This window comes from Methylobacterium sp. CM6257 (assembly GCF_054611515.1).
Map to the genome: position 1 here is coordinate 1,248,832 of NZ_CM137735.1, position 26,030 is coordinate 1,274,861.

General features: G+C 68.5%; 23 protein-coding genes. 15 read left to right on the plus strand and 8 right to left on the minus strand.

The genetic code is table 11. From position 1 onward, the window contains the following. The first annotated feature begins 17 nt into the window (after positions 1-17). On the plus strand, positions 18-674 hold the full coding sequence (locus ACYCO6_RS05975; protein WP_459770267.1) for a class II aldolase/adducin family protein: 657 nt from the start codon (positions 18-20) through the stop codon (positions 672-674). Between the two features lie 40 nt (positions 675-714). Here ACYCO6_RS05975 and ACYCO6_RS05980 read toward each other — a convergent pair whose 3' ends face one another. Then, entirely contained in the window at positions 715-1,647 is a 933-nt protein-coding gene (locus ACYCO6_RS05980) for a methionyl-tRNA formyltransferase (RefSeq protein WP_459770271.1), read from the minus strand. A gap of 232 nt (positions 1,648-1,879) precedes the next feature. Beyond that, complete coding sequence (gene frc / locus ACYCO6_RS05985) at positions 1,880-3,157, minus strand: formyl-CoA transferase (protein ID WP_459770274.1); 1,278 nt, start codon at positions 3,155-3,157, stop codon at positions 1,880-1,882. A gap of 453 nt (positions 3,158-3,610) precedes the next feature. On the opposite strand from frc, the gene ACYCO6_RS05990 reads away from it, so the two are divergent. Further along, positions 3,611-3,895: a hypothetical protein gene (locus ACYCO6_RS05990; RefSeq protein ID WP_459770276.1), complete on the plus strand. Its 285-nt coding sequence runs from the start codon at positions 3,611-3,613 to the stop codon at positions 3,893-3,895. 6 nt (positions 3,896-3,901) lie between these two features. Here ACYCO6_RS05990 and ACYCO6_RS05995 read toward each other — a convergent pair whose 3' ends face one another. Further along, positions 3,902-4,603 carry a hypothetical protein gene (locus ACYCO6_RS05995; protein WP_459770278.1) on the minus strand — a complete coding sequence of 234 codons (702 nt, stop codon included), beginning with the start codon at positions 4,601-4,603 and terminating at the stop codon, positions 3,902-3,904. Positions 4,604-5,112: 509 nt separating this feature from the next. Between ACYCO6_RS05995 and ACYCO6_RS06000 the strand changes: the two genes are divergently transcribed. The 3 genes from ACYCO6_RS06000 to ACYCO6_RS06010 are packed head-to-tail and all read left to right on the plus strand — an operon-like array spanning position 5,113 to position 8,506. Then, positions 5,113-6,996: an MHYT domain-containing protein gene (locus tag ACYCO6_RS06000; protein WP_459770280.1), complete on the plus strand. Its 1,884-nt coding sequence runs from the start codon at positions 5,113-5,115 to the stop codon at positions 6,994-6,996. Beyond that, positions 6,993-7,445: a response regulator gene (locus ACYCO6_RS06005; RefSeq protein WP_459770282.1), complete on the plus strand. Its 453-nt coding sequence runs from the start codon at positions 6,993-6,995 to the stop codon at positions 7,443-7,445. Before ACYCO6_RS06000 ends, ACYCO6_RS06005 begins: the two co-directional genes overlap by 4 nt. Further along, on the plus strand, positions 7,442-8,506 hold the full coding sequence (locus ACYCO6_RS06010) for a response regulator (RefSeq protein ID WP_459770284.1): 1,065 nt from the start codon (positions 7,442-7,444) through the stop codon (positions 8,504-8,506). Before ACYCO6_RS06005 ends, ACYCO6_RS06010 begins: the two co-directional genes overlap by 4 nt. Positions 8,507-8,516: 10 nt before the next feature. Here the strand turns inward: ACYCO6_RS06010 and ACYCO6_RS06015 are convergent, their stop codons facing one another. Then, positions 8,517-9,080, minus strand: coding sequence for a TetR/AcrR family transcriptional regulator (locus ACYCO6_RS06015; protein WP_459770287.1), 564 nt, complete (start codon positions 9,078-9,080; stop codon positions 8,517-8,519). A gap of 97 nt (positions 9,081-9,177) precedes the next feature. On the opposite strand from ACYCO6_RS06015, the gene ACYCO6_RS06020 reads away from it, so the two are divergent. The 4 genes from ACYCO6_RS06020 (at position 9,178) to ACYCO6_RS06035 (ending at position 14,867) form a co-directional block, all read left to right on the plus strand. Next, positions 9,178-10,281 carry an efflux RND transporter periplasmic adaptor subunit gene (locus ACYCO6_RS06020; RefSeq protein ID WP_459770290.1) on the plus strand — a complete coding sequence of 368 codons (1,104 nt, stop codon included), beginning with the start codon at positions 9,178-9,180 and terminating at the stop codon, positions 10,279-10,281. Continuing rightward, entirely contained in the window at positions 10,278-11,384 is a 1,107-nt protein-coding gene (locus ACYCO6_RS06025) for an efflux RND transporter periplasmic adaptor subunit (protein WP_459770291.1), read from the plus strand. Before ACYCO6_RS06020 ends, ACYCO6_RS06025 begins: the two co-directional genes overlap by 4 nt. 22 nt (positions 11,385-11,406) lie before the next feature. After that, on the plus strand, positions 11,407-14,469 hold the full coding sequence (locus tag ACYCO6_RS06030; protein WP_459770293.1) for an efflux RND transporter permease subunit: 3,063 nt from the start codon (positions 11,407-11,409) through the stop codon (positions 14,467-14,469). Between the two features lie 176 nt (positions 14,470-14,645). Further along, complete coding sequence (locus ACYCO6_RS06035; RefSeq protein WP_459770295.1) at positions 14,646-14,867, plus strand: hypothetical protein; 222 nt, start codon at positions 14,646-14,648, stop codon at positions 14,865-14,867. Between the two features lie 12 nt (positions 14,868-14,879). On the opposite strand, the gene ACYCO6_RS06040 is transcribed toward ACYCO6_RS06035, so the two are convergent. Next, positions 14,880-15,257 carry a 4a-hydroxytetrahydrobiopterin dehydratase gene (locus ACYCO6_RS06040; protein ID WP_459770297.1) on the minus strand — a complete coding sequence of 126 codons (378 nt, stop codon included), beginning with the start codon at positions 15,255-15,257 and terminating at the stop codon, positions 14,880-14,882. A gap of 189 nt (positions 15,258-15,446) precedes the next feature. Between ACYCO6_RS06040 and ACYCO6_RS06045 the strand changes: the two genes are divergently transcribed. The 3 genes from ACYCO6_RS06045 to ACYCO6_RS06055 are packed head-to-tail and all read left to right on the plus strand — an operon-like array spanning position 15,447 to position 17,934. Then, entirely contained in the window at positions 15,447-16,430 is a 984-nt protein-coding gene (locus tag ACYCO6_RS06045; RefSeq protein WP_459770300.1) for an ABC transporter substrate-binding protein, read from the plus strand. Between the two features lie 51 nt (positions 16,431-16,481). Next, on the plus strand, positions 16,482-17,219 hold the full coding sequence (locus ACYCO6_RS06050) for an ABC transporter permease (RefSeq protein ID WP_459770303.1): 738 nt from the start codon (positions 16,482-16,484) through the stop codon (positions 17,217-17,219). Next, positions 17,200-17,934, plus strand: coding sequence for an ABC transporter ATP-binding protein (locus tag ACYCO6_RS06055; RefSeq protein WP_459770306.1), 735 nt, complete (start codon positions 17,200-17,202; stop codon positions 17,932-17,934). Before ACYCO6_RS06050 ends, ACYCO6_RS06055 begins: the two co-directional genes overlap by 20 nt. Here ACYCO6_RS06055 and ACYCO6_RS06060 read toward each other — a convergent pair. From ACYCO6_RS06060 to ACYCO6_RS06070, 3 genes are all read right to left on the minus strand, one after another. Then, a complete protein-coding gene (locus ACYCO6_RS06060) occupies positions 17,921-18,439 on the minus strand; it encodes a DUF2165 family protein (protein ID WP_459770308.1) in 519 nt (172 codons plus the stop codon). The two genes, ACYCO6_RS06055 and ACYCO6_RS06060, sit on opposite strands and share 14 nt — an antisense overlap. A 45-nt stretch (positions 18,440-18,484) precedes the next feature. Further along, positions 18,485-20,419 (minus strand): hypothetical protein, encoded by a 1,935-nt coding sequence (locus ACYCO6_RS06065; RefSeq protein WP_459770310.1) that lies wholly within the window; start codon positions 20,417-20,419, stop codon positions 18,485-18,487. A 146-nt stretch (positions 20,420-20,565) separates the two neighbouring features. Next, positions 20,566-20,892 (minus strand): HesB/IscA family protein, encoded by a 327-nt coding sequence (locus ACYCO6_RS06070; protein WP_459770312.1) that lies wholly within the window; start codon positions 20,890-20,892, stop codon positions 20,566-20,568. A gap of 152 nt (positions 20,893-21,044) precedes the next feature. On the opposite strand from ACYCO6_RS06070, the gene ACYCO6_RS06075 reads away from it, so the two are divergent. The 3 genes from ACYCO6_RS06075 to ACYCO6_RS06085 all read left to right on the plus strand — a co-directional run bounded on the left by ACYCO6_RS06075 (position 21,045) and on the right by ACYCO6_RS06085 (position 25,888). Beyond that, complete coding sequence (locus tag ACYCO6_RS06075) at positions 21,045-22,292, plus strand: deoxyguanosinetriphosphate triphosphohydrolase (protein ID WP_459770313.1); 1,248 nt, start codon at positions 21,045-21,047, stop codon at positions 22,290-22,292. A 413-nt stretch (positions 22,293-22,705) separates the two neighbouring features. After that, positions 22,706-24,457 (plus strand): arginine--tRNA ligase, encoded by a 1,752-nt coding sequence (gene argS, locus ACYCO6_RS06080; protein WP_459770315.1) that lies wholly within the window; start codon positions 22,706-22,708, stop codon positions 24,455-24,457. 48 nt (positions 24,458-24,505) lie between these two features. Continuing rightward, the gene (locus ACYCO6_RS06085) at positions 24,506-25,888 is read left to right on the plus strand and encodes an SPOR domain-containing protein (RefSeq protein WP_459770317.1); all 1,383 of its coding nucleotides are present in this window, start codon (positions 24,506-24,508) and stop codon (positions 25,886-25,888) included. Positions 25,889-26,030 lie beyond the last annotated feature (142 nt).

Below are 26,030 nucleotides of genomic sequence, written 5' to 3' on the forward strand. Positions count from 1 at the left end.
GCTTCCGGAGATCGGGCATGGATACGGACGAACGCATCGCGCGGGAGAGCGTCGTGGCGGCGGCGCGCGGACTCGACGCGCAAGGATTGAACCGCGGCACTTCGGGCAACGTCTCGGTGCGTTTCCGCGACGGTCTTCTGATCACGCCCTCCGGCGTGCCCACCGAGCGGATGGGCCCGGACGACATCGTGACGATGGCCCTCGACGGCACCCATCCGCCGGATTTGAAACCCTCCTCGGAATGGCGCTTCCACCGGGACATTCTCGCTGCCCGGCCCGAGGTCGGCGCCGTCGTCCACGCGCATCCGGTCTACTGCACCGCCTTCGCGATGTGCGGGCGCGAGATCCCGGCCGTGCACTACATGCTCGCGGCCTTCGGCGGGCCGAACGTGCGCTGCGCGCCCTACGCGCCTTACGGCACCGCGGAGCTCTCGGAACTGGCCCTCGCTGCGCTCTCGGAGCGCAACGTCTGCCTCTTGGCCAATCATGGTATGATCGCGGCCGGCGCAAGCCTGGAGAAGGCGCTCTGGCTCGCGGTCGAGCTGGAGACGCTGTGCCAGCAATACGCGGTCGCACTTCAGGTTGGCACGCCGACCATCCTGTCCGACCACGAGATCGGGACCACGGTCGAGCGATTTCGCGGCTATGGGCTCAACGCGACCGGTCGAAGCTGAACTGCCGGAAGCCCGCGCAGGAAGGCGCCGACGCGCCTTCTCAGCGGCCGAGCACCTGACCGACCGCGAGGCCAGTCTCGCGGGCGAATTCGCCGGCCGAGATCTTCTTGCCGCCTTCCGGCTTCACCTTGCGCACCTCGATACGGCCGCCTTGCGCGCAGACGCTGAAACCGTCGTCGTCGACGGCGATCACCTCGCCGGGTTTGCCCTTCACGTCTGCCAGGCGGCGCATCGGGTGCAGGCACGAGTCGAAGATCTGGAGCCTCTTGCCGTCGAGGATCGTCCACGCGCCGGGAGCCGGGTTCGCCGCGCGGATCAGGTTGTAGATCTGCTCGGCATGGGCGGACCAACGGATCTCGGCCTCGGCCGAGCGGAACCAGCCCTCGTAGCTCGCGGCGCCTTCGTCCTGCTCGACCTCAATGTGCCGGCCAGCCACGACGAGGTCGGCGGCCTCGAGCATCGCGTCCACACCCATCGGGAACAGGTTATCGAAATAGACCTGTCCGAGCGTCGCGTCCGCGCCGATCGGGCAGGTCTTCTGGAGGATCACCGGCCCCTCATCCAGACCGTCCGTCGGACGGAAGATCGTGAGCCCGGTCTGAACATCCCCCTTCGCGATCGGCCAGTTGATCGAGGACGGGCCGCGATAGCGCGGCAGCAAGCTCGGATGATACTGGATCGTGCCGTGCTTCGGGATGTTGACGAAGCTCTGCGGAGCGAACTGCAGCACGTAGGCCATGATGCCGATATCGGCCTCAAGGCCGCGCATCGCCGCCTCCGCCTCCGGACTCTTCAGGCTCGGGAACTGAAAGACCTGCAGGCCTTTCTCGAGGGCCGCGGTCTTCAGCACGTCCGGCTTGGCACCGGGCTTCTCGGGCGCGCAGAACACGCCGGCCACCACGTCGCCTCGCTTCAGGAACGCCTCCAGGACGGCCTTGCCGAAATCCTGCTGACCGATGAAGGCGATGCGCATGCGATCTCCTGGGCGTCGCTCGCACCCCTCGCGGGGTGGGGGAGGGGAACTTCAGGATACGGAGCCCGGCACCGCGTGGCCGGATCCCGCGCGTCCGATCGAAGAAGTTACGATGTCTCCGAAGCCGCCGGACGCGCCCTCGGACAAGCGTGTTGCAGATCAGGGGTTCCTGGCCGGATCCCGCATCCGATTGACGGTGCCCCGGGACTTGGCCCGGGACGCCCACTACCGATTACTCCGCGGCGAACTTCTGCACCGCGCCGATAGCGCCGGAATTGGCGATCTCGCCGACTTCTGCGTCCGAGTACCCGAGCACATCGCGCAGGATCTCGTCGGTGTGCTCGCCGAGCAGCGGAGACCGCTTCACCTCGCTGGGGCTCGCCGAGAGCTTGATGGGATTTCCCACCGTCAGGTACTTGCCGCGGGTCGGATGGTCGACCTCGACGATGGTGCCGGTTTTCCGCAGCGCCTCGTCCTCGGCGATCTCCTTCATCGACAGGATCGGGCCACAGGGAATGTCGTACTTGTTCAAGGTGTCCATCGCCTCGAACTTCGTCACCTTCATCGTCCACGCCTCGATCCGCGTGAAGATCTCGTTGAGGTGCGGCAGGCGCGCCTTCGGGGTCGCGTAGTTCGGGTCCGTCTTCCAGCCGGGCTCGCCGATGATGTCGCAGATCGGCTCCCACACCGCGGCCTGGGTGATGAAGTAGATGTAGGCGTTGGGATCGTGCTCCCAGCCTTTGCACTTGAGGATGCGGCCAGGCTGGCCGCCGCCGGAATCGTTGCCCGCGCGCGGGGTCGCGTCGCCGAACGGGATGCCCTCGCCGAACTGGCTGTACTCCTTGAGCGGACCGTGCTGCAGCCGCTGCTGGTCACGCAGCTTCACCCGGCACAGGTTGAGCACGCCGTCCTGCATGGCGCAGTCGACCTTCTGGCCGAGCCCGCTCTGGGTGCGATGGTACAGGGCGGTGACGATGCCGAGCGCAAGGTGCAGGCCGGTGCCGGAATCGCCGATCTGCGCGCCCGTGACCATCGGGATGCCGTCCCGGAAACCGGTGGTCGAGGCCGAGCCGCCGGCGCACTGGGCGACGTTCTCGTAGACCTTGCAATCCTCGTAACGGCCAGGCCCGAAGCCCTTGACCGACGCCAGGATCATGCGCGGGTTGACCTCGTGGATCTTCTCCCAGGTGAGCCCCATCCGGGCCAGCGCGCCGGGGGCAAAGTTCTCCACCAGGACGTCGCATTCCTTGATGAGGCGCCAGAGCACCTCCTTGCCCTTCGGGTTCTTCGAATCAAGCGTGATCGAGCGCTTGTTGTGGTTCAGCATCGTGAAATACAGGCTGTCCACATCCGGAATGTCCTGGAGCTGCTGGCGCGTGGCGTCGCCCACGCCCGGCCGCTCGACCTTGATCACGTCTGCCCCGAACCAGGCCAGAAGCTGCGTGCAGGTCGGACCAGATTGGACGTGGGTGAAGTCCAGGATGCGAACGCCTTCAAGGGCCTTGGTCATGATCGGTCTCGGAGCTGGAGTCGGTCTTCGGATTGCAACGGATGCGGCTCAGGCCGCTTCGGTGATCGGTGCGGTGCCTGCGGGAGCGAAGTGAACGCGGGCTGCACCGCCAAGGCCGGCGCCTTCCATCGTCGATCGAATCATGTCTGCGCTCCCTCCCACCGTGCGGTTTCGTCGAATCGCGCAACCGTCACTTGGACCCGCGGTGACGAGTCCGACGATTTGTATACCACATGCCATCTGTTCGAGGCGAGAGCCTATTGTGGGTACGGCGCCCGCGCGTTGTCGGTCGAGCCTAGGCTGACAATCCGGAGCACTCAACACGGCTGTAGACCGAAGCGAGCGGCAGGGGGCATCGGCCCTTGGCAATCGCGCCTTGGCGGTCCATGATTTCGACAAAATTGCTCGCCGGCGCGGCGGGTCGAATGGTTCACCGCTGAACGAGGAACGCCCATGCTCGCCAGCACCAGCCTGATCAAATCGTCTTGGATCGCCGTCGATGTCGGCCGCGAGAAGGCGGAACGTGTGCTCGTGGTCGAGACCTACATTGCCGTGAGTCCGCTGGAGCCTAACTTCGACGCCGCACAATACGAGCGTGTTCTCGGCTGCGTGCAGAAGGTGCTCAAGATGCATCCGGAGATCGACCGCGCCTCGATCCTGAGCATGCATCGCGGCTCCGGCTGCACGGCCCTGTTCCGCGAGCCGCCTACGACGGCCACGCATCCTGCGGCCGCCTGAAGCCCGTCAGGCGTCCTGCTCCTGCGAGCCTTCTGACGGCTCGGGCGACTCCAGTGCGACGCGGGCCGCGTGGAACCACCAGAGCGGTATGTCGCGATTGGCCTTCGTCAGGTCCGAGGCCCAACCCTCCTTGGGCATCACCTCGGCGCGATCCGCGAACAGACGCAGCGCGCTCTCGGCGCGTTCCCGGCGGCACCGCTCCCGGATCGCTTCCCGCTCGGCGGCAGCCCGAGCATCCGTCAGCTCGATCAGCCGCCTCGTGGCGAGGTCGTCGGCGTCGAACGCGAATTGCTGCCAAAACGCTTCCGCCTCCCGTGCCACGTCCCGCTCGCGCCGGACGATGGCGAGAGCCTCCTCCGCGGCATCCCGGGCCGCCTCGGCCGCCGCGGCCCTGGCGTGCATGCGATTGTTGGCTTCCAACAACTCGCGCTCCCGTTCGGGAGCCATCCGCTGCCGGCGCAGCACCCGCAACTCCTCCTCGCCCGCTGACCTTTCCGCCACGTCTGCCAGGATCCCGGACAGGGGACCGGCCATGAGGGTGTCGGCACGCTGAAGATAGCGCTCCCGCAGACCCGGGTGGCTGGCGTCGAGAGCGTCGCAGTCCCAGGCTGGCTGGCCGGCACCATCGCTGCGCTCACAATCATACAGAGCGCGCGCGAGGGAGGTGCGCAGGTCGCCAGGGAGTCGTGCCGCGGCGTGTTCGTTCATGAACCTGCATTCGCGATGAGCAATCGACCAAGCCTACAACGCGCCCGGTCGGACGGAGAGACCGTGAGAGCGTGACAGATTCGAGCTTTTCTCCGTGATGTCATCGCGCCTCGGCGACGGCAACGTCGATCCCGCGAGGCCGCATCGTCGTTTTCTCGATCAGAAGGACAGGTGACCTTCATCTTTATGGACCGGCGCCGGCCCGTTGCCCAGCACAGATCTTGAGCGCCGCTCGTCGGAGGAGCGGAGATCGCTCGTCAAGCTTGTTGCAGGCGCGAGAGATCATGTCGCGGGTCCTCGAACGAAGCGATGCGGCATCCGGGTGCCGCTGGATAGATGCGGCCGCCGACGCGCGGGCCGAATCTACATCCGGCGCATGACATCGCGGGCAAGCGCCCGGGCAGCGTATCGGTAATCGAATGGCTTAGCACCGCTTGGTGATCCCGATAGCGCTGCCGTTCGGCACAGGTTACACCACGGATTGCGCTTTTCGCGCCCGATACGCGTCCATGGTCCATACCGGCTACAACCCGGCGCTCGTCGCCCTGTCGATCGGCATCGCGGTGCTGGCGTCCTACACGGCGCTGGATCTCGGCGCCCGTATCCGCGGGCCCGTGCCCGGGCCGCGCTGGCCCTGGATCGCCGGGGCGGCCCTGGCCATGGGTGGAGGCATCTGGTCGATGCACTTCGTTGGCATGCTCGCCTTCGAGATGGGCATGCCCGCCGCCTATCACTTCGGCCTGACGTTGCTGTCTCTGCTGATCGCTGTCGCGGTGACGGGAGCGGCGTTCATATGGGTGGCGTACCGGGGCGAGGGCCCCGCCGGCATCCTGTTGGCTGGCCCGCTGATGGGCTTCGGCGTCGCCGGTATGCACTACACCGGCATGGCGGCCCTGCGGATGCCCGGCACTCTCGCCTACAGCCTGCCCATCGTCGCCGTATCGGTGGCCATCGCGGTCGCAGCGGCGACCGCGGCCCTGTGGCTCGCCTTCCGCCAGAACGGCGTCTGGCAGAAATTGCTGGCCGCCTGCGTGATGGGCGTCGCGGTGGCCGGGATGCATTATACGGGCATGGCGGCCGCGACAGTCACGGCCGAGCATGCCGGCGCCCACGCCGCCCATGCGAGCATGGTGGCGCAGGGGCAGCAGAACCTCGCGCTCTACGTGGGCGCCACCACCTTCCTGATTCTGTTCCTGGCGATGCTCGCCTCGTCGCTGGACCAGCAGCGCGTCCAGCGGGAGCTTCAGGCCAGCGAGGCGCGGTTCCGCGCCGCGGTTCAGGCCGTGCGCGGCGTTCTCTGGACCAACGATGCCGCCGGACGGATGGTCGGCGCGCAGCCAGGATGGAGCGCGATCACCGGGCAGACCTTGGAGCAGTATCAAGGCTACGGCTGGGCCGACGCGGTGCATCCTGACGACATGCAGGCCTCGGTGGAGTCGTGGAACGAGACGGTCAGAGAACGGCGGACCTACGTGCATGAGCACCGGGTCCGGTCGCGCGACGGGACTTGGCGGCACTATGCCATCCGCGCCGTCCCGGTGCTCGACGCGCGCGGCGAGATCCGCGAGTGGGTCGGCGTCCACACCGACATCACCGAGCAGCGGGAGGCCGAGGCCGATCTGCGGGAGTCGAACGAGGAGATCCAGCGCTACGCCTACATCGTCAGCCACGATCTGCGCGCTCCCCTCGTGAACGTGATGGGCTTCACCAGTGAGCTGGAGGCGATCCGGGAGGAGGTACGCGCCGCTCTGGCGGGGAACCCGCAGGCCGGGCGGATCGACGCGGATCTCGGCGAGGCGCTCGGGTTCATCAAAGCCGCGGTCAACCGGATGGAAGGGCTGATCGCCGCCATCCTGAAGTTGTCGCGCGAGGGGAGACGGCAATTCACGCCGGAGGCCCTCGACATGACGGCCCTGCTAAGCGACGTGGCGGACGCCCAGAGGCACCAGGCGGAAGCCGCCGGTGCGACGGTGACGATCGCGCCGGACCTGCCGTCGATCGTCGCCGACCGGCTGGCCGTCGAGCAGATCTTCGGAAATCTTCTCGACAACGCAGTCAAATACCTCGATCCGACCCGGCCGGGCCGCATCACCGTGACCGCCCGCCCGGCCGGTGCCGGCGGGGTCTGTTTCTCCGTAACCGACAACGGGCGCGGCATCGTCGCCCGCGACCATGCGCGCGTCTTCGAACTCTTCCGACGGTCGGGCGTTCAGGATCGGCCGGGCGAAGGGATCGGTCTCGCCCATGTCAAAGCCCTGGTCCGCTCGTTCGGTGGTCGGATCGAGGTCACCTCGAAACTCGGGGAGGGGACGACGTTCACCGTGACCTTGCCGCGCGGGGCGGTTACAGCGGTTCGGGACTACCCTGAGCCGGCGCCCCTCGCCGCCGAATGAGCGTGGAGCGAGCCGTGCACCCAGTCAGCATCGTGATGATCGAGGATGACGAGGGGCATGCGCGACTGATCGAGCGCAATATCCGACGCGCCGGCGTCAACAACGAGATCGTCCCGTTCCGGGACGGCACGTCGGCGCTGGCCTACCTCCTTGGTCCGGACGGCTCCGGAGAAGCCAGTGCCCGGCGCCACCTGCTGATCCTTCTCGACCTCAACCTGCCGGATATGACCGGGCTGGACATCCTCGAGAAGGTGAAGGCAAACCCGCACACGCGGCGGTCCCCCGTGGTGGTGCTCACAACGACGGACGACAGCCGCGAGATCCAGCGCTGCTATGATCTCGGCGCCAACGTCTACATCACCAAGCCGGTGAACTACGACGGCTTCGCCAACGCGATCCGCCAACTCGGGCTGTTCTTCTCCGTCATGGAGGTTCCCCAGAATCCATGACGGCGGAGCGCGCCAGCGCGGATGGCACCGCCGCGGCGGGGCGTATCCTCTACATCGACGACGATCCCGGTCTCGGCCGCTTGGTTCGGCGCTCGCTGGAGGCGCGCGGCTATACGGTGGAACTCTGCGCGAGCGGCGCGGAGGGGCTCGCGCGTTTGGGCCAGGGCGGGATCGACGCTGTCGCCCTCGACCATCACATGCCCGGCCAGACGGGCCTGGATCTGCTGCCGGCGATCCGCGCCCTGCCGCACGCGCCGCCGGTCATCTACGTGACCGGCTCCGAGGACAGCCGCGTTGCTGTGGCCGCGCTGAAGGCCGGCGCGGTCGACTATGTCTGGAAGGATATCCAGGGGCAATTCCGGGAACTCCTCGGCGAGGCTGTCGCGACCGCACTCCGGCAGGAGGCGCTGCGGCGGGCCAAGGAGCGGGCGGAAGCCGAAATGCGCGAGGCCCGCGACCGGGCCGAGTTGCTGCTGCGCGAGGTCAACCACCGCGTCGCCAACTCGCTGGCCCTCGTGGCGGCCCTGGCGCACATGCAGCGCAATGCCGTGACGGACCCCGCCGCCAAGGCGGCGCTCGACGAGATGCAGGCGCGGATCTCGGCCATCGCCGGCATCCATCGGCGCCTCTACACCTCGGACGATGTCGAGTCCGTCGAGCTGGACGCCTATCTCGAGAGCCTCGTCGAGGAATTGCAGGCGGCTATGCGGGCGAGCGGGCGGGACCACGCGATCCGGCTGCGGGCCGCGCCGGTGCGGCTGTCGACCGACAAGGCGGTTTCCGTGGGTGTCGTCGTCACCGAGCTTGTGACCAACGCCTATAAATACGCTTACCCTGCGGGCACGTCGGGCGAGATCCGGGTCGCGGTGGACCGAGAGGGCTCCGACAACGTGCTGCTCGCCGTGGAGGATGACGGGATCGGCTGGACCGGGGAGGGCGAGATTCGCGGCACGGGCCTCGGATCCCGGATCGTGCGCGCCATGGCGACGAACCTGCGTTCGGCGCTCTCCTATGTCCCAGGCTGCCCGGGCACCCGCGCGGTGCTGTCGTTCCAGGCCTGAGCCGCCGCGCTTAGGGTTCCGATCGCCGGGCGATGCGATCGAGCGCGTCGAGCATCGGCTGAAGCTCGTCGTCCCCGAGCTGGTGGAAGCCCAGCGTCCGACCCATGAACAGGCCGAGGATCGCGAAGAACAGCACGGCGCCATCGCCGGGGCAGGCGCCCTTGATCTGGCCCAGGCGACCCAGCTGGTCCGCCACGAAAGCTCGATAATCCTTCAAGGCTTCCGGATACTCGATGGAGGCCAGCAGAAGCGCGCGCGACGATTCGTCATCGTCGCAATAATGTCCGCGGACATGCGCCACCATCGCCCGCGGAAGCTGTGACGGGCCGGGCGGTATCTCGGCTTCGCAGGCGGCGATCTCCTCGCGAAGCACGGTGAGCTTGCGGGCGACGAGCGCGAGGATCAGCGCATCCTTCGAAGCGTAGTGGTGCAGCACGCCGCCCTTGCTGAGCCCGGCCTCTGAGGCGACGGCATCGATGGTCAGCGCCCGCGCGCCGCCTTTCCGGAGGACGGCATCGGCGGCTTCGAGGATGATCTCGGGCCGTTCTGCCAGCCGCTTACGCTTCGCTCGCATCACTCACCTAAATTAAAAACCGACTGGACGGTATGTAAGGGATCGGGTAGGGACGCGTCACGCCGTTCGTTCGAACCCGGCCGAGGTGATCGACCGCATGATCCGCAGGACCGCTCACCGTCACGCACCTCTCCTCCTTGCGATAACCGCGCTCGGCGCGATCGGGTGCGCTCATGCAGAATCGGCGGCCGTGTCCGATCCGTCGCTCGCCCGGGTCAGGGTGATCGAGGCTCGTCGCACACCCCTGTCCTCCGAAGTGGTGCTGACCGGCGATATCCAGGCTCAGGCGCAGGTCAACGTCTCATTTCGCACGAACGGCAAAGTCGCCGAGCGTCGGGTCGAGGTCGGAGACCATGTGGAGGCCGACCAAGTCCTCGCCGTCCTTGAGCCTCTGACCCAGCAGGCGAACCTCGACAACGCCAAAGCGGCGTTGAATTCGGCCGAAGCGCTTCTCACCCAGGCCAAGATGTCGTTCGAGCGGCAGAAGCAGCTCTTGGCCGGCGGCTTCACCACGCGCTCGACTTTCGACAACGCCGAGCAGGAGCTGCGGACCACGCAGGCCGCCGTCGACTCGGCCAGGGCCGCCCTCGGCACCGCGAAGGAGCAATTCTCCTACACGGAGCTCCGGGCCGGTGTCCCCGGAATCGTGACGAGCCGCAGCTTCGAGGTCGGTCAGGTCGTGCAATCCGGCCAGACCGTGCTCGTCCTCGCACAGGACGGCCCGCGCGACGCGGTGTTCAACGTCTACGAGTCGCTCACGGCGCAGCCGCCGGCGAGCGACACAGTCACGGTTGCGCTGCAGGCCGACCCATCCATCACGACGACCGGGACCGTGCGCGAGATCTCGCCCACAGTCGATTCCGCGAGCGGCACGGTTCGGGTCAAAATCGGTCTTCCCGCGACGCCACCTGCCATGGGGCTCGGAGCGGTTGTCGTCGGACGAGGACACTTCGCCCCGCACGAGGCGGTGATCCTGCCCTGGTCCGCTCTCTATCGCTACGACGGCCGCCCCTCCGTGTGGGTCTACGATCCGGCGCAACGGACCGTGTCGGTCCGAGCCGTCGAGATCGACCGGTTCGGGCCAGACATCATCGCCCTCAAAAATGGCGTCGCGCCGGGCGAGCGCGTGGTCGTCGCCGGGATCCAGTTCCTGCGGCCGGGGCAGAAGGTAGCGGCCGCCGAGATCGGTGGGCAGCCATGAGATCGCGCGCGTTCCTCTCCCTGATCCTCCTCGCGAGCGGGCTGGGCGGCTGCAACGGCCACGGCGATGGGGCGTCCGATCCCTCCGCCGCGGCCGAGCCGGTGCGCCCAGTGCTGACGCAGGTCGCCGAACCGACTGATACCATCAGGTTCGGTCCCTTCGCGGGCACGATCGAGCCGCGCTATCAGGCGCAGCTCGGCTTCCAGATCCCCGGCCGGATGGTGGCGCGGGACGTCACGGTCGGCGACATCGTCACGAAGGGCCAGCGTCTGGCCGCCCTCGACACCATCGTCACGCGCTTCGACCTGACCCGCGCCGAGGCAGACCTCGCAGACGCCCGCGCCCAGGCCGAGAACGCCGAGTCCGCCGAGTCGAGGACCCGCCGCCTGATGACGGGCAACGCCGTCGCGCAGGCCACCCTGGATCAGGCCGTGGCAAGGCGCGAGACGGCGCGGGCGCGGGTCGACCAAGCCCAGGCGAGCCTCCAGAAGGCCCGCGACCAGATGCGCTACACCGAACTGAAAGCGGAGTTCGACGGCGTCGTGACCCAGCGCCTGGCCGAGGTCGGGCAGGTTCTCAGTGCCGGCCAGGGGGTCGTGACCGTGGCAAGGCCGGACGTCCGTGAGGCCGTGGTCGACGTTCCCGAAGCCTATGTGGGCGCGCTGCCGGCGGACTGCGTCTTCACCGTCGCGCTGCAGAGCGCGCCGGAGCTGACAGCGCGCGGGCGCGTGCGCGAGGTCGCGCCGCTCGCCGAGGCGGGAACACGCTCCAAGCGCATTCGTATCACCCTTGAGGATCCCGGGCCGGCTTTCCGGCTGGGCGCCACCATCAACGTGGCACTGTCCAGCAAGGTCCCGCGGCACTTTCTGCTGCCGCCATCGGCACTTCTGGAGGAGGGCGACCGTCACGCGATCTGGGTCGTCTCCGCCGACGGCAAAACGGTGACGCGCCGTGACGTGGTCGTGGCGGCGAACCCGGACAGGGCAGAGGCTGGGCGCATCACGATCACCGACGGGTTGCAGCCGGGGGACCGGGTCGTCGTCGCCGGGGTCCACGCTCTCAAAGAGGGTCAGGCCGTGCGCCTGACCGACGGAGCCGTCTGAGCCGGCCGCACGAGGTTTTCGCGTGAAGGACTTCAACCTTTCCGACTGGGCGCTCGGGCACCGCTCGTTCGTCTGGTTCCTGATGCTCGTCTCGCTCGTGGCGGGCGTGATGGCCTACACCCGTCTCGGCCGCGAGGAGGACCCGCCCTTCACGATCAAGACCATGGTCGTCCAGACGACGTGGCCGGGCGCGACCATCAAGGACACGCTCGACCAAGTCACCGACCGGGTCGAGAAGGAGCTGCAGCAGCTCAACGGGCTGGATTACGTCCGCAGCTACACCACGCCAGGTTCCTCCACGGTCTTCGTCCAGTTCCGCGACACGCTGAAGAAGTCTGAGGTGCAGCCGGCCTTCTATCAGGTCCGCAAGCGCCTCGGCGACATCAAGGGGCAGTTTCCGGACGGTGTGCAGGGGCCGTTCTTCAACGACGAGTTCGGCGACGTCTACGGCAACATCTACGCCTTCACGGCGGACGGTCTGACCTATCGGCAGCTGCGCGACTACGTCGAAGGGATCCGCACCGAGATCCTCCGTGTGCCCGACATCGGCAAGACGCAGCTCATCGGCACGCAGGCGGAGACGATCTACCTCGATTTCTCGACCCGCAAGCTCGCGGGCTACGGCATCGACTTCCAGGCTCTGATCAAGGCGCTGCAGGCGCAGAACGCGGTCTCGGCGTCCGGCGTGGTCCAGGCCGGACCCGAGCGCGTCTCGCTCCGGGTCAGCGGTTCGTTCGCGTCGGAAGCCGCGCTCCAAGACTTCAACCTGCGGGTGAACGATCGCTTCTTCCGCCTCGCCGACATCGCCGAGATCAGCCGCGGCTACGAAGATCCGCCCTCACCGCTGTTCCGGGTCGACGGCAAGCCGGCGATCGGCCTCGCCATCGCCATGCGCCCGGGCGCGAACCTGCTCCATTTCGGTGAGGCCCTGAAGGAGCGGATGCGGAAGATCGAGGCGACGCTGCCGGTCGGCGTCGGCGTCCACCTCGTGTCGGATCAGCCCAAGCAGGTGGAGCACGCTGTTGGCGGCTTCACCGAGGCCCTGGTCGAGGCCGTGATCATCGTGCTGGCCGTGAGTTTCGTCAGCCTCGGCGTCCGGGCCGGGCTGGTGGTCTCCGTGTCGATCCCGCTCGTGCTGGCGATCGTGTTCGTGATCATGCAGATGATGGACGTGACGCTGCAGCGCATCTCGCTCGGCGCCCTGATCATCGCCCTCGGCCTGCTGGTCGACGACGCCATGATCACCGTCGAGATGATGGTCGCCCGTTTGGAACGCGGCGACACGCTCCGGAAGGCGGCCACCTTCGCCTACACCTCCACGGCGTTCCCGATGCTCACCGGAACGCTCGTGACGGTGGCGGGCTTCCTACCGATCGGCTTCAACGGCTCGGGCGCCGGCGAGTACACCTACTCGCTGTTCGTGGTGATCGCCGCCGCACTCCTGGTCTCCTGGGTCGTGGCCGTGCTGTTCGCGCCGCTGATCGGCGTGACGCTGCTGCCCAAGACCATGAAGCATCACACGGAGAAGCGGGGGATCTTCACCCGCCTGTTCCTGGCGGCGCTCCGGATCGCCATGCGCTGGCGCTGGACGACGGTGCTCGTCTGTCTGGCGCTGATGGCCACCGCAATCATCGGCATGGGCCACGTCCAGCAGCAATTCTTCCCGTCCTCGGACCGCTCCGAAGTTCTGGTCGACCTGACGCTGCCGCAGAACGCCACCATCGCCGAGACCAAGGCCCAGATGGACCGGTTCGAGGCGAAGCTGAAGGATGATCCGGATGTCTCGAGCTGGTCGTCCTATGTCGGCCAGGGGGCGGTACGCTTCTACCTGCCCCTCGACCAGCAGCTCGCCAATGCCTTCTACGGGCAGATCGTGATCGTCACGAAATCCCTGGAGGTGCGCGACCGGGTGATGGCGCGGCTCCAGGAGATCGCGCTGCGCGATTTCGTCGGCACCGACGTGCTGGTGCAGCCGCTGAGCCTCGGCCCACCCGTGGGCCGACCGGTCCAGTACCGCCTCAGCGGTCCCGACATGGAGAAGGTTCGTCACCTCGCCCTCGACCTCGCCAATGTCGTCGCCGCCGATGCGCGCCTCGACGTGCCGACCTTCGACTGGAACGAGCCCGGCAAGGTCCTGCGCGTGGAGATCCTCCAGGACAAGGCGCGCCAGCTCGGCGTAACCAGCCAGGACGTCGCCGGCATCCTCAACGGAATCGAGGGCGGGCAGGCGATCACGCAGGTGCGCGATTCGATCTACCTCGTGAATGTCGTCGGTCGGGCCCGGGCGGCCGAACGGTCGTCGCTGGACACCCTGCAATCCCTGCAGGTCGGGCTCGCGAACGGTTCGGTCGTGCCGCTGCTCGCTTTCGCGCGGATCGGCTACGACCTCGAGCAGCCGATCGTCTGGCGCCGCGACCGGCTGCCCACCGTGACGGTGCGCGCCACGATCCACGATTCGACGCAGCCCGCCACCATCGTGGCCGCCCTCCAGCCCGGCATCGACGCCTTCGTGAACAGGCTGCCCGAGGGCTACACGCTCCAGACCGGGGGCGCCGTCGAGGAATCCGCCAAGGGTCAGGGCCCGATCGCGGCCGTGGTGCCCGTCATGCTGCTCGCCATGGCGCTGCTCCTGATGATGCAGCTCCAGAGCTTCGGGCGGATGCTGCTCGTCTTCACGGTCGCGCCCCTGGGGCTGATCGGCGTGGTGCCGGCGCTGCTGCTGTTCGACAAGCCGATGGGCTTCGTCGCGATCCTGGGGGTGCTGGCGCTGATCGGCATCATCATCCGCAACGCCGTGATCCTGGTGAGCCAGATCGAGGAGTTCCGGGACGAGGGCATGGCCCCGTGGGACGCCGTGTTCGAAGCGACCCATCACCGCATGCGGCCGATCCTGCTGACCGCCGCGGCGGCGAGCCTGGGCCTGATCCCGATCGCCCGCGAGGTCTTCTGGGGGCCGATGGCCTACGCGATGATCGGCGGCATCCTGGCGGCGACGTTCCTGACGCTCCTGTTCCTGCCTGCCCTCTACGTCGGCTGCTACCGCATCCGGCCGGAGACCCGGGGCGCGGCGACATGGATCGCCTGACCGCAGGTAAGAGAGATCGCAGTGCCGGCCGGTGCTGCGAGAAGCGGTCGGCCCGCCTGTTCGCCCCCTCGGGGCGGGCCGACCGTGAGGATCCAGGACCGTGGCAGCCTTCCGAACCGGAAACCTTGAATGCCTCCGGCGCGTAGGGTGGGGCGGATACGAGGAGCCTCACCTGCATGAACGCCTTCATCGCCGTCGTCCTGGTCTGCGCCAACGGTCTCGCGCAGGACGCCTGCACGGACGAACGCGCGCTGGAGGTGCGCAAGGTCCGGGTCGCCAATGAACTTGGTTGCGCCACAGGCTGGCAGGAGATCATCGCCCGCACGGAGCGCCGCGACGAGATCGGCAAGTCCGCCTACCTGAAGACCGAGTGCCGCAGGGTGAAGGAGCCGCAGTGACGGCCCGCGCCGCTACTTGTCGTACTTGATGTAGGCGAAGCGCGGATCGGTGGGCGTGCCTTCGAGCCCGTGGCCCTCCAGGCCGGGCTGCCACGACACGACCTCCTCGATCTTCTTGGCCAGGGCGAAGTCCTTGTCGGTGATGCCCTTGGCGGCGTGGTTCATCAGCCGCACCTCGACCCAGGCATAGGAGGCCGTGATGTCGGGATGGTGCCAGGCCGCCTCGGCGAGGTGGCCCACCGTGTTGATCACCATGAGCGTGCTCTTCCAGCCCGCCGTCTTGTAGGTGCGGCGGATCCAGCCATCCTCCAGCCGCCACGTGGGAAGCTCGGCCTTGAGCCGTGCCTCCACGGTCGCTTGGTCCAGGGCACCCTCGCGTCTCTCGCTCATCGACTTCCTCCCTCTCGTGAAGCTGTCAAAAGGCGAGGGTGACGCTGCTGCCGGCCGTGCGCAAGCAGGTCACGGCCGGTGGACGCAGGCTCAAGCGGGCCCTATGACCTTTTTCCAATGGCGTCGGAACAAGTCTGCACCGCAGTCTGTCGCCTCGGAAGTCCGCGCTATACGATGGGAGAAGGCGTGATGCTGTCACGGCGCGCGATGCTCGCCGGGAGCCTGCTCGGCGGCCTCGGCCTGCGCGCAGCGCGGGCAGACGTGCCGGTGATCCGCCTCGGAAGCCTGCCCTTCGGGACCTCGACCTGGGAGGCGGCGGTGATCAAGGCTCGGGGCCTCGACACCGCTAACGGTTTCCAGCTCGACGCCGTGAAGCTCGCCGGAAACGACGCGGCTCGGATCAGCTTCATCGGCGGGCAGGTGGACACGATTATCGGCGACCTGCTCTGGGCGGCGCGGCTCGGCAATGACGGGCAGGCGGTGCGCTTTATGCCCTATTCCACCTCGGAAGGCGCCGTGATGGTGCCGGGCGAGAGTTCGATCAGGAGCCTGAAGGACCTCGACGGCAAGCGCCTGGGCGTGGCCGGCGGCGCCCTCGACAAGAACTGGCTGCTTCTCAAGGCGCAGGCCAAGGATGCCGCCGGCATCGATCTGGAGCGGGCCACCGAGATCGCCTACGGCGCGCCGCCGCTCATCACGCTGAAGCTGGAGCAGGGCGCCCTCGACGCGGCGCTGACCTATTGGACCTACTGCGCCCGCCTGGAGGCAAAGGGCTTCCGCCGGCTCGTTGGCGCCGAGGACATCATGCACGCGCTCGGCATCACCGGTGACGTGGCGCTGATCGGCTACCTGTTCCAGGATGCCATTGTGAAGGAGAAGCCCGCCGCCGTGGCCGGCTTCGCCCGAGCCTCGCGCGCCGCCAAGGACATGCTCGCCTCAGATCCCAGCACCTGGGAGATCGTGCGTCCGCTGATGGCGGCGGAGAACGACGCGACCTTCGAGGCCCTCAAGCGCGATTTCCTGTCCGGCATCCCGCGCCGGCCGGTAGCGGAGGAGCGCGCCGATGCAGAGAAGCTCTACGGGGTGATGGCGCGGCTCGGCGGGTCGCGTCTCGTGGGCAACGGCAACGGGCTCCCGCCCGACCTCTACTACGACAGCGGCCGCAATGGTTGAGATGCCCGCCTGCCGGGCTTCCGTGACGGTGATCCCGAACGCCGGGACCGCATGGGCGCGCTGACACGCATCGCGTCGCTGGCCGTCCTCGTCGCCGCGTGGCAGGCTGCGGCGCTGGAAGCCGGCTCGCGCCTGCTGCCCGCCCCGATGGCGGTGCTGCGCTTCATCGCGCAGGAGGCCGAGCGGGGGGACCTCGCCCACAATGTCGGGGTGACGCTGCTGCGGGTCGCGATCTCGTTCGCCGTGGCGATGGTCCTTGGGATCGCGTTGGGCGTTGCGCTCGGGCGCTCGAAGGCCGCCGACCTCACCCTCGATACGCCGCTCCTCGTGCTGCTCAACACGCCGGCGCTCGTGATCACGGTGCTGGCCTATGTCTGGGTCGGGCTGACGGAGACCGCGGCGATCCTCGCGGTGGTGCTGAACAAGCTGCCGAACGTCGCGGTGATTGTACGGGAGGGCGCGCGCAACCTCGATCCCGGCCTCGACGAGATGGCCCGCGCCTATCGGTTCGACCGGCGTACCTGGACCCGCGACGTCCTGATCCCGCAGCTCCAGCCCTACATGGTCACCGCCGCTCGCTCGGGCCTCTCGCTCGCCTGGAAGATCGTGCTGGTGGTGGAGCTGCTCGGCCGGCCCGACGGCGTCGGCTTCGCGATCAACTACTATTTCGTCCAGAGCACCGACGTGGCCGCGATCATCGGCTACAGCCTCGTCTTCATGGCCGTGATGATCGGCATCGATGTCCTCCTCCTGCAGCGCCTCGAAGCCTATGTCCGCCGCTGGCGCTGAACCCGTTCTCCAAGTCACGATCGAGTCGAAATGGTACCGCCCGCGCGGCGCCGAGCCGGTCGAGGCAGTCCGCAACCTCGCCTTTGAGGTCGGCGCGGGGGAGATCGTCTGCCTGATCGGCCCTTCCGGTGCCGGGAAGACCACGACCTTGCGGATCCTTCTCGGCCTGGACACCGCCTTCGAGGGCCGTGTCTCCGGCGCGGAGCGGGCCGGTATCGTGTTCCAGGAGCCTCGGCTGCTGCCCTGGCGTAGCGTCGAGCACAACGTCCGCCTCGGGCTGCCGCGGGCGCGGCGCGGGCGCGACCTCGACGCCCTGTTCGGCCGCCTCGGCCTCATGCCCTGGCGCGCCAGCTATCCAAAGGCGCTCTCGCTAGGCATGCAGCGGCGGGTGGCGCTCGCCCGCGCGCTCGCCGACAATCCGCGGGTCCTCGTACTCGACGAGCCATTCGTCTCTCTCGATGATGCCGCCGCTGCCGAGCTGCGCGGCCTCGTGGTCGACACCGTGGACGCTGCCGGCATGAGCGTCCTCATGGTGACCCACAACGTCGCTGAGGCGATCGGGATCGCGGACCGGCTGCTGCTCGTGTCGCGACGTCCCGCGAGCCTGATCGCGGACGTGCCGCTTGAGCGTCCCCGCAAGGCGCGCGATCGGGCCTGGGCCGAGGCAACACGCGCGAATCTCGCCGCCCGGCATCCGGAAATCATCGCCCTGTAGGCGGGCCCACCGGCGCCGGTCCCTCGGGCAGCGAGACGTAGATCAGCACGCCGAGCACCGTCATGGCGAAACGGAACGCGGACTCTTGCCCGTTCCACTCCTTCGACATCCACATGCCGAACCACTCGCCGCCGATGCCGAGGAAGCCAGCCTGCCAGACGAGGAAGCCGATACTCAGGCCGGCGATCGCCCAGGATCTGGCCCGGCCGAAGATGTCCGCCGTCGATCTGAGGCGTATCAGCATCAGCAGTGCGCCGAGCCAGAGGAGAAGGGCGGTCAGCGCCTCGCCGGCGACAATCAGGCCGAAGGCCGCGCGCTGCAGGGTCGGGTTCGTGATCGACCGGTCGGCGACCCCGGAGCCGGGCAGGACAGTGTCCATCGAAAGGACATGCTGCACGAAGCTGAGATTGACCGACGGATCGACGACATTGCCGAATACCACCAGCGTGCAAGTCAGCGCCACGGCGGCGACGAGCACGATCTTCGAGAGGCGGACCGCGATCATCGCGGGCCTCTCCGCACGGGTGACGACCCGATGGCCGCCCCGCCCTCAGTTAGCCTTGGCCTCGACATCCAGCCGGTCGAGCACCGCGGCCGGCGAGCGCGCCGCGCCGAGATCAATGAAGCCGATACCGGCGGGCTCCTTCGCCTTGGCGTGCAGCACCAGCTTGCCGGGCTTCATCACGAACTGACCCATCGCGGCGCCGATGCCCTTGGCGGCCGCGCTGTTGCCGAGGATGATCGGAACGCCCAGCAGACTAGCGGTGACGTATTCCTTGCGCAGCTCGTCGGGCTTCAGGCTGAGATCCTTCGATTGCGCGGCGAGGAATCGCTCGAACAATCCGGCATTCTCCACTGTCAGGTCGAGGGTCTTGGCGCTGCCTGAGAACATCAGCATGGTCGCCGCCGGCAAGGTGCCGGAGAACAGCTCGGGCCCTATGCCGCCGAGGGTTCCGGCCAGTCGGACCGTGCCGATATCGCGCCCGGAAACCGTGATCTCGCGGAGCGCGAGGTCGCGTGCCTTCTCGTCGAGGGTCGCGTCGGCCAGCACATCAAGATCGAGATCGCGGTAGCCGTAGACCGGCAGCATACCGAGGATCGGCGCGCCGGCCAGCAGATCGGCCGGCAGGCTCAGGCCGGAGAGGCTGAGGCGGCTCGTGTTCGGCAGGCCGTCGCTGGGAGGGCCGAAAGCGAGCGCGGCCTCACGCAGAGCGATCCGCCGCGTCGGGCGCGGCGACACCGTGACCGCGAGGGGATCCGCGGCCTTCGGCTCCGCCCCCTTGGCGTCCGCCGCGGGCCTGCCGCCGATCGGCCGGCCCGTGTCGGGCACGCTGCGCTGAGCCTGGACTCGTCCGTCCCGAAGGGGTGACCTTTCCGGCTCCGCCTCGGGCGGAAGCTCGACGGTCAAGTTGCTCAAAGTGAAGTTGCCGAGCTTCGGTGCGAGCCGCCGCATTTCGACGTCGGAGAAGCCTTTTCCTGCAGCGGGCTCCGCGGCGATGTCGTGCAGGGCTGCGACGGTCGGAGCCAGAGAGGTCCCGGCAAGCGCCAAGCGACCGATATGGGCACGCAGGCTGCCCCGCGACAGCGACAGGTCCTCCAGGGTGGTGCCGACCTCTGTTCCCGAAGACGCGTAGGCGGCGCGGCCGATCTCGAGGAGCACCGGACCGTTCGGGTCGGAATCGCTCACGCTGAGGCCCTGGATCTCCAGGCTGCCGAGTGCGCTCGCCTCGATCAGATCGGCCGCCGCCCCCGCCAAGGCGCGCCGATCGCTTGTGCCCTGGAAGCCCGCGGCCAGGATCTCGAAGGCACCGTTCCAGCCATCCGGCACTTGGCGGCCACCGAGATCGCGACCGCTGAGTCGGGCGATCTTCACGGTGGTCCCGCGCGCGTCCGAGTAGGTGACGTCCGAGACCTGGATCGTCCCGTACACCCGCTGAACCGGTCCCTTGCCGTCACCCGGCACGGTGTAGAGACGGCTGAGGGCCGCGAGATCGAGATCGGTGGCGCGCACTTGGCCGTAGGTGCCGGAACCGCGGTTCGGGCCAGCCACGGCGCTGACCGTGGCACCCGCGGCTGTCAACTCGCCGACACGGCCGGCCCGGACGTCGCGCGCGACCACGTCGCGGTAGGTGACGGTCTGGCGGTTGTCGCCCGGCCCGACATTCTCGGAGGTGAGAACCGGCACCGACAGGCTGCCGGCATCCAGGCGCGCCAGCCGCGCTTCCCAGGACTCAGCGGAATCGGGCCGCAGAATCCTGGCGAGATCCTCCTTCGAGAGACGGGTGCCGCTCGCCGTCAGCTTCGGCGCCTTGAGCAATGTACCGCCGAGCGGCAGGACCACATCGGTCACCGTGACGTCCTGAACGGCGGCGGCTCCCTCCTGCGCAGCCAGTGGCGCCGGGGCCGCAGCGAGCCCGAGCAGGGCCAGCACGCTGGCCGCCGCCAAGGCCGACCGGAGGCGAAAGCGGGCCTTCGGATGGATCATGGCAGGGTCCGGACCAGGGCTCTTTCGGGAATCCGTCAGGGGTGCCGCGTTTTGCCGGGCGAGGCAATCGCGCCCGTGCTGTCAGGCTCTCGAGCAGGGAGGGGTGTCGTAAGGACGCAACGGCACGGTCGCCCGAACTCCGTCCTCTACAGCGAGAAGGAGGTGCCGCAGCCGCAGGACGCGGTGGCGAGCGGATTCTCGATCTTGAAGGACTGACCGATCAGGTCGTTCACGAAGTCGATGGTGGAGCCCGCCATGTACTCCAGCGAGACCGGATCGACGATCACGGTGGCGCCGTCGCGCTCGATCGCGACGTCCTGCGCCTCTCGGGTGCGGGTGATATCGAAGGCGTAGGAGAAGCCCGAGCAGCCGCCGCCGTTCACGCTGATCCGCAGCGACGAGCCGGGCGGCTCCGAGCCCATGATCTCGTTGATGCGCTTGGCGGCGCGGGGGGTCAGGGTGATCTCAGCCATCAGGGTCTGGCCACGCAGTGTTCGGTGGACGGCGCCGCCCGGCCGTTGCCGAAGGCGCCAATGCCCACAAGATATGAGGCGCAAGTCCGCGCCGCAACGCGCCGGGCAGGGAGGGGTCATGACCAGGTTGTGCGAGATCGTGAGCGGACGCCGTGCGCCCCAACGGTGAGCGCTGGCGCGCGCCCTACGCCACGGATCCGGCCCGAACTCGCGGGCGCCTGATCCCTGAGGCGGCCTCGCCGACCCGCAGCGACTTTCAGCGCGACCGCGACCGGATCATCCACTCGACCGCGTTCCGCCGTCTGAAACATAAGACGCAGGTCTTCGTGCATCACGAGGGCGACCATTACCGCACTCGGCTGACTCACACGCTGGAGGTTAGCCAGATCGGCCGGGCGCTGGCGCGGGCGCTGGGGCTCGACGAGGATCTCGCCGAAGCGCTCGCACTCAGCCACGACCTCGGTCACACCTGCTTCGGCCATACCGGTGAGGATGCCCTGGATGCCTGTATGGCCGGCCATGGCGGCTTCGACCACAACGCGCAGGCCTTGCGAATCGTCGCCCGTCTTGAGCGGCGCTATGCCAGCTTCGACGGGCTCAATCTCGCCTGGGAGACGTTGGAAGGGCTCGTCAAGCACAATGGGCCGCTGCTCACCGCCGACGGGCAGCCGACTCCCCGCTACGCCGAGCGCGGCATCCCGGCCGCCATCCTGGAATACGACGCGCTGAACCCACTGGACCTGTGGAGCCAGGCCGGACCGGAGGCGCAGGCGGCCTCACTCGCCGACGATATCGCCTACGCGGCCCACGATCTCGACGACGGGCTGCGGGCGGGACTGTTCGAGATTCCGGAGCTGCGCGAGGTCCCGTTCCTGGCCGATCTCCTCGACGAGATCGACCGGCTCCATCCGGGCCTGGAGGCGTCGCGCAAGATCCACGAGCTGGCGCGGCGCGTGATCACGCGCTTCGTCGAGGACGTGATCCGCGAGGGCGGACGCCGGATCGCCGCGCTCGATCCCCGGCAGGTCGAGGACATCCGCCGGGCGGAGGCTCCGGTCATCGCGTTCTCGCCCGATATCGCGGCGGCCGACGCCGACATCATGCGCTTTCTCTGGGCGCGCATGTACCGGCATCCGGGCGTCGTGGCGGTGCGCAGAAAGGCAGACGCCATCGTCAACGACCTGTTCAGGGCGTTCACGGCTGCGCCCGCGCGGATGCCCGACGAGTGGAGCGCCGGGCTCGGCGGCGCCTCGGAGGGACGCATCGCCCGCCGGGTCGCCGACTACATCGCCGGCATGACCGACACCTACGCGGTGCTCGCGCACCGCAAGCTCTACGACACGACTCCGGACCTGCATTGGGAGTTGCCGAGCCGGGGACTGCCCCTCACCGATCCTTGAAGAGCGGCGAGGAGCGGCGTTGATCAGCAATCGCAGCCGTAGGTGAAGCCGCCGTAGCCATACCCGCCCTATGAGGCCGGATACCCGTATCCGTTACCGCCATAGCCGTACCCCGCGGCCCGGCTGCCCGCCGCCAGCCCGAGTCCCAGGCCGCTGCCAGCGCCGGCCAGGCCGTAGCCGAGCCCACGGCCGTAACCGTACCGATAGCCGTAGCCCCGGCCGTAGGTCTCCCCGGCCGTAGGTCTTAGCCGGCCTGCCCGGTCACCGGTTCCCTGCCCGGATCGTCGAGCCCGCATGCGCTGCGCGCCCATCCCGCGCCGTGACACCCTTACGCCCCCTTGCTAGACGGCCCGGGCGGGCGCAGGCCGGGTCGGCCGGGCGACGAGACTCCCGCGCAAGCGAGACCGAGATCGATGAACATCTTCGCCCTGTTCGAGGCGCGCGTGCGCGAGGCCGTGGAGGCGCTGACGCGCGCCGGCCGACTGCCTGAGGGCCTCGACCTCGGTCGCGTGGTTGTGGAGCCGCCGCGCGACCCGTCGCACGGCGATCTCGCCACCAACGCCGCCCTGGTGCTCGCCAAGGAGGCGCGGACAAACCCCAAGGCTCTGGGTGAGGCGCTGGCGGCGGAGCTGCGCACCGATCCGCGCATCGCGGAGGCGAGTGTGGCCGGGCCCGGTTTCATCAACCTGCGCCTGATGCCGGAGATCTTTCACGAGGTCCTGCGCAGCGCGCTGTCCGAGCCGGAGGCTTTCGGCCGCGCCAGGCTGCCCGGCGGCCCGATCAACGTCGAGTACGTCTCGGCCAACCCCACCGGGCCGATGCATGTCGGCCATGGCCGAGGCGCCGTATTCGGCGACGCCCTGTGCAACCTTCTGGTCGCTGCCGGCCGGCAGGTGACGCGGGAATATTACATCAACGATGCCGGCGTACAGGTCGACGTGCTCGCCCGCTCGGCGTTCCAGCGCTACCGGGAGGCGCTGGGCGAGCCCTTCGCCATCGCCGAGGGTCTGTATCCGGGCGACTATCTCAAGCCCGTCGGCGCCAAGCTCGCCGAGTTCTACGGACGCGCACTTCTCGACCAGCCCGAGGCGGAGTGGCTGCCGGTGGTGCGCGCGACCGCGCTCGGCATGATGATGGACATGATCCGGGCCGATCTGGAGGCGATCGGGATCCGGCACGACGTGTTCTTCTCCGAACGCACGCTCCAGGAGAGCGGCGCCGTTAAGGCGCTGCTCCAGGAGCTGCGGGAGAAGGGCCTCGTCTACGAGGGCCGGCTGCCGCCGCCGAAGGGTCAGCTCCCCGAGGACTGGGAGGATCGCGAGCAGACGCTGTTCCGCACCAAGGAGTTCGGCGACGACAGCGACCGGCCGCTGCTGAAGTCGGACGGCTCCTACACCTACTTCGCCTCCGACATCGCCTATCACCGGGCGAAGTACCTCGCGGGTGCCACCGAGCTGATCGACGTGCTCGGCGCCGACCACGGCGGCTACGTGAAGCGCATGCAGGCCGCCGTGAAGGCGGTCAGCGAGGGCAAGGCGACGCTCGACGTCAAGCTCTGTCAGCTGGTGCGGCTGTTGCGCGCAGGCGAGCCCGTCAAGATGTCCAAGCGGGCCGGCGAGTTCGTCACTCTCCGCGATGTGATCGATGAGGTCGGACGCGACGCCATCCGCTTCATGATGCTCTACCGCAAGAACGACGCGACGCTGGATTTCGACCTCGCCAAGGTTGTCGAGCAATCCAAGGACAACCCGGTCTTCTACGTACAGTACGCCCACGCCCGGGTACGCTCGGTGCAGCGGCAGGCGCGGGAGGCCTTCCCGGACGCGGACCTTTCGGTGGCCGGACTTTTGCGCGAGGCTGATCTCTCGCTGCTCACCGACCCGGGCGAGATCGAGATGATGCGCCTCATCGCCCAGTACCCGCGTGTCCTGGAATCCGCAGCCCTGGCGCATGAGCCGCACAGAATCGCGTTCCACCTCTATGAACTAGCCTCCGCGCTTCATAGTTTCTGGAACAAGGGCAAAGACTTGCCGCAATTACGGTTTGTTAATGCAACCGACCGAAAGTCGACCTGGGCCCGGCTGGCGCTCATCGAAGCTCTCCGGAGCACGCTAGCTGCCGGCCTCGCGGTTCTCGGTGTGACCGCGCCCGACGAGATGCGATAGGCCCGGGAGCATCGGGCCGGTGACCGGCGCTGATGTGAGGATGCTGCCATGACGAACGCTTCGCGCGCTCAGGTCGATCTGGACGCCCTCGCGCGCGATCTGCGTCAGGAGAATGCCCGTGCGCCGCAGGCGGGGGGCAAGCCCGACCCTCTGGCGGAACTGGCGCGGATCGTCGGCCAGGACGACCCTTTCCGGGCGCTGCTGGCTGCCCGAGACGGGATGCGGACCGGCGCGCCGTCGCACGCACAGCCTGACTGGAACGGCCGTGTCGAGCCGAGCTTCTCGCCTGAGCCGGCAAAGTCGACCCCGGCCGACGCCTTCGACCAGTACCTCGCCTCGGTCGAGCGCGACACGCATCAGGAGGCGCCGGCCTATGCCGGGCAGGGCGACGAGGCGCGCCAGAGTGCCGATGGCGCCTACGAGGATGGCCACACGCTTCGGCGCGTGAATCCGCGCCGGCGGCTCGTTTCGGTCGGTGCCGGTATCGCCGTCGTCGCCGTCGCCGTCACAGGGGCCCTGACCTACAAGGGGCTCCACGGCTCCGGGCACACCGGCGTGCCCGTCGTCCAGGCCGATTCGACCCCCCTCAAGGTCGCCCCGAAGGTGGCGGACGGAGTCGAGATCCCCGATCAGAACCGGCAGATCTACGATCCGAAGGGCAAGAAGGACGGCCAGATCAAGATCGTGAACCGCGAGGAACAGCCCCTCGACGTGGCCGAGGCCGCGCGCACCGCGCAGGGGCCCAATCCCGCTCCGGGCGCGCAGAGCGGCACGACGCCGGGCAGCAGCCCGTTCGAGGCGTTCGGCGAGCCGCGGCGGGTCCGTACCGTCGCGGTGAAGCCCGAGGCGCCGCCGGCTCCCCCGCCGCAGCGGGAAGCCCAGGCCGACGCCGGGCCGGCCCCGATTCCCACGATGGTCCTGCCGACGGACGAGCCTCCGCCGGCTGCGCAGGCCAAGGCAAAGCCTGTCCGGCAAGCCGCGGCCAGCATGCCCCCGGCCGTCCCCGCGCCGGTCGAGGCACCGCCGCCGCCGACCCCGGTAGAGCCGCCGGCGCCCAAGCCCGTCGCCGTGAAGCCGCCGCCGAAAGCCGCGCAGCGGATCGCCGCGGCGGCCCCCGTATCCGCAACGGCGCAGGAATCGACCGGCAGCGTGACGGGCAGCGACGACGCGGCGATCAAATCCGGCCCGGTCAGCGGGTTCTCGGTTCAGCTCGGCGTGCGCAGCAGCGCCGCCGAGGCGAAGGCGGCCTTCCGTCAGATGCAGGCCAAGTACACGCAGCTCGCCGGCAAGCCGGAGCTGATCCGGCAGGCCGAGGTCAACGGGAAGACGCTCTATCGCGTCCGCGTCGGACCGCTCGAGAAATCCGAGGCCGCGAGCTTGTGCAGCGCGCTGCAGGGCGCGGGCGGTCAGTGCTTCGTGGCGAAGAATTGATGGGCCACTGACGGCCGGCGCCGAGCCGGCCGGAGCGGTCGAGCCCGGGCTGCCCACCTTGCCTCCCTGGGACGGCGGCCCTGGGCCAACGCGATCCGGGCCCGCCACGCCCGGTCGCGCAAATCCGAGTCCGCCGGGCAAC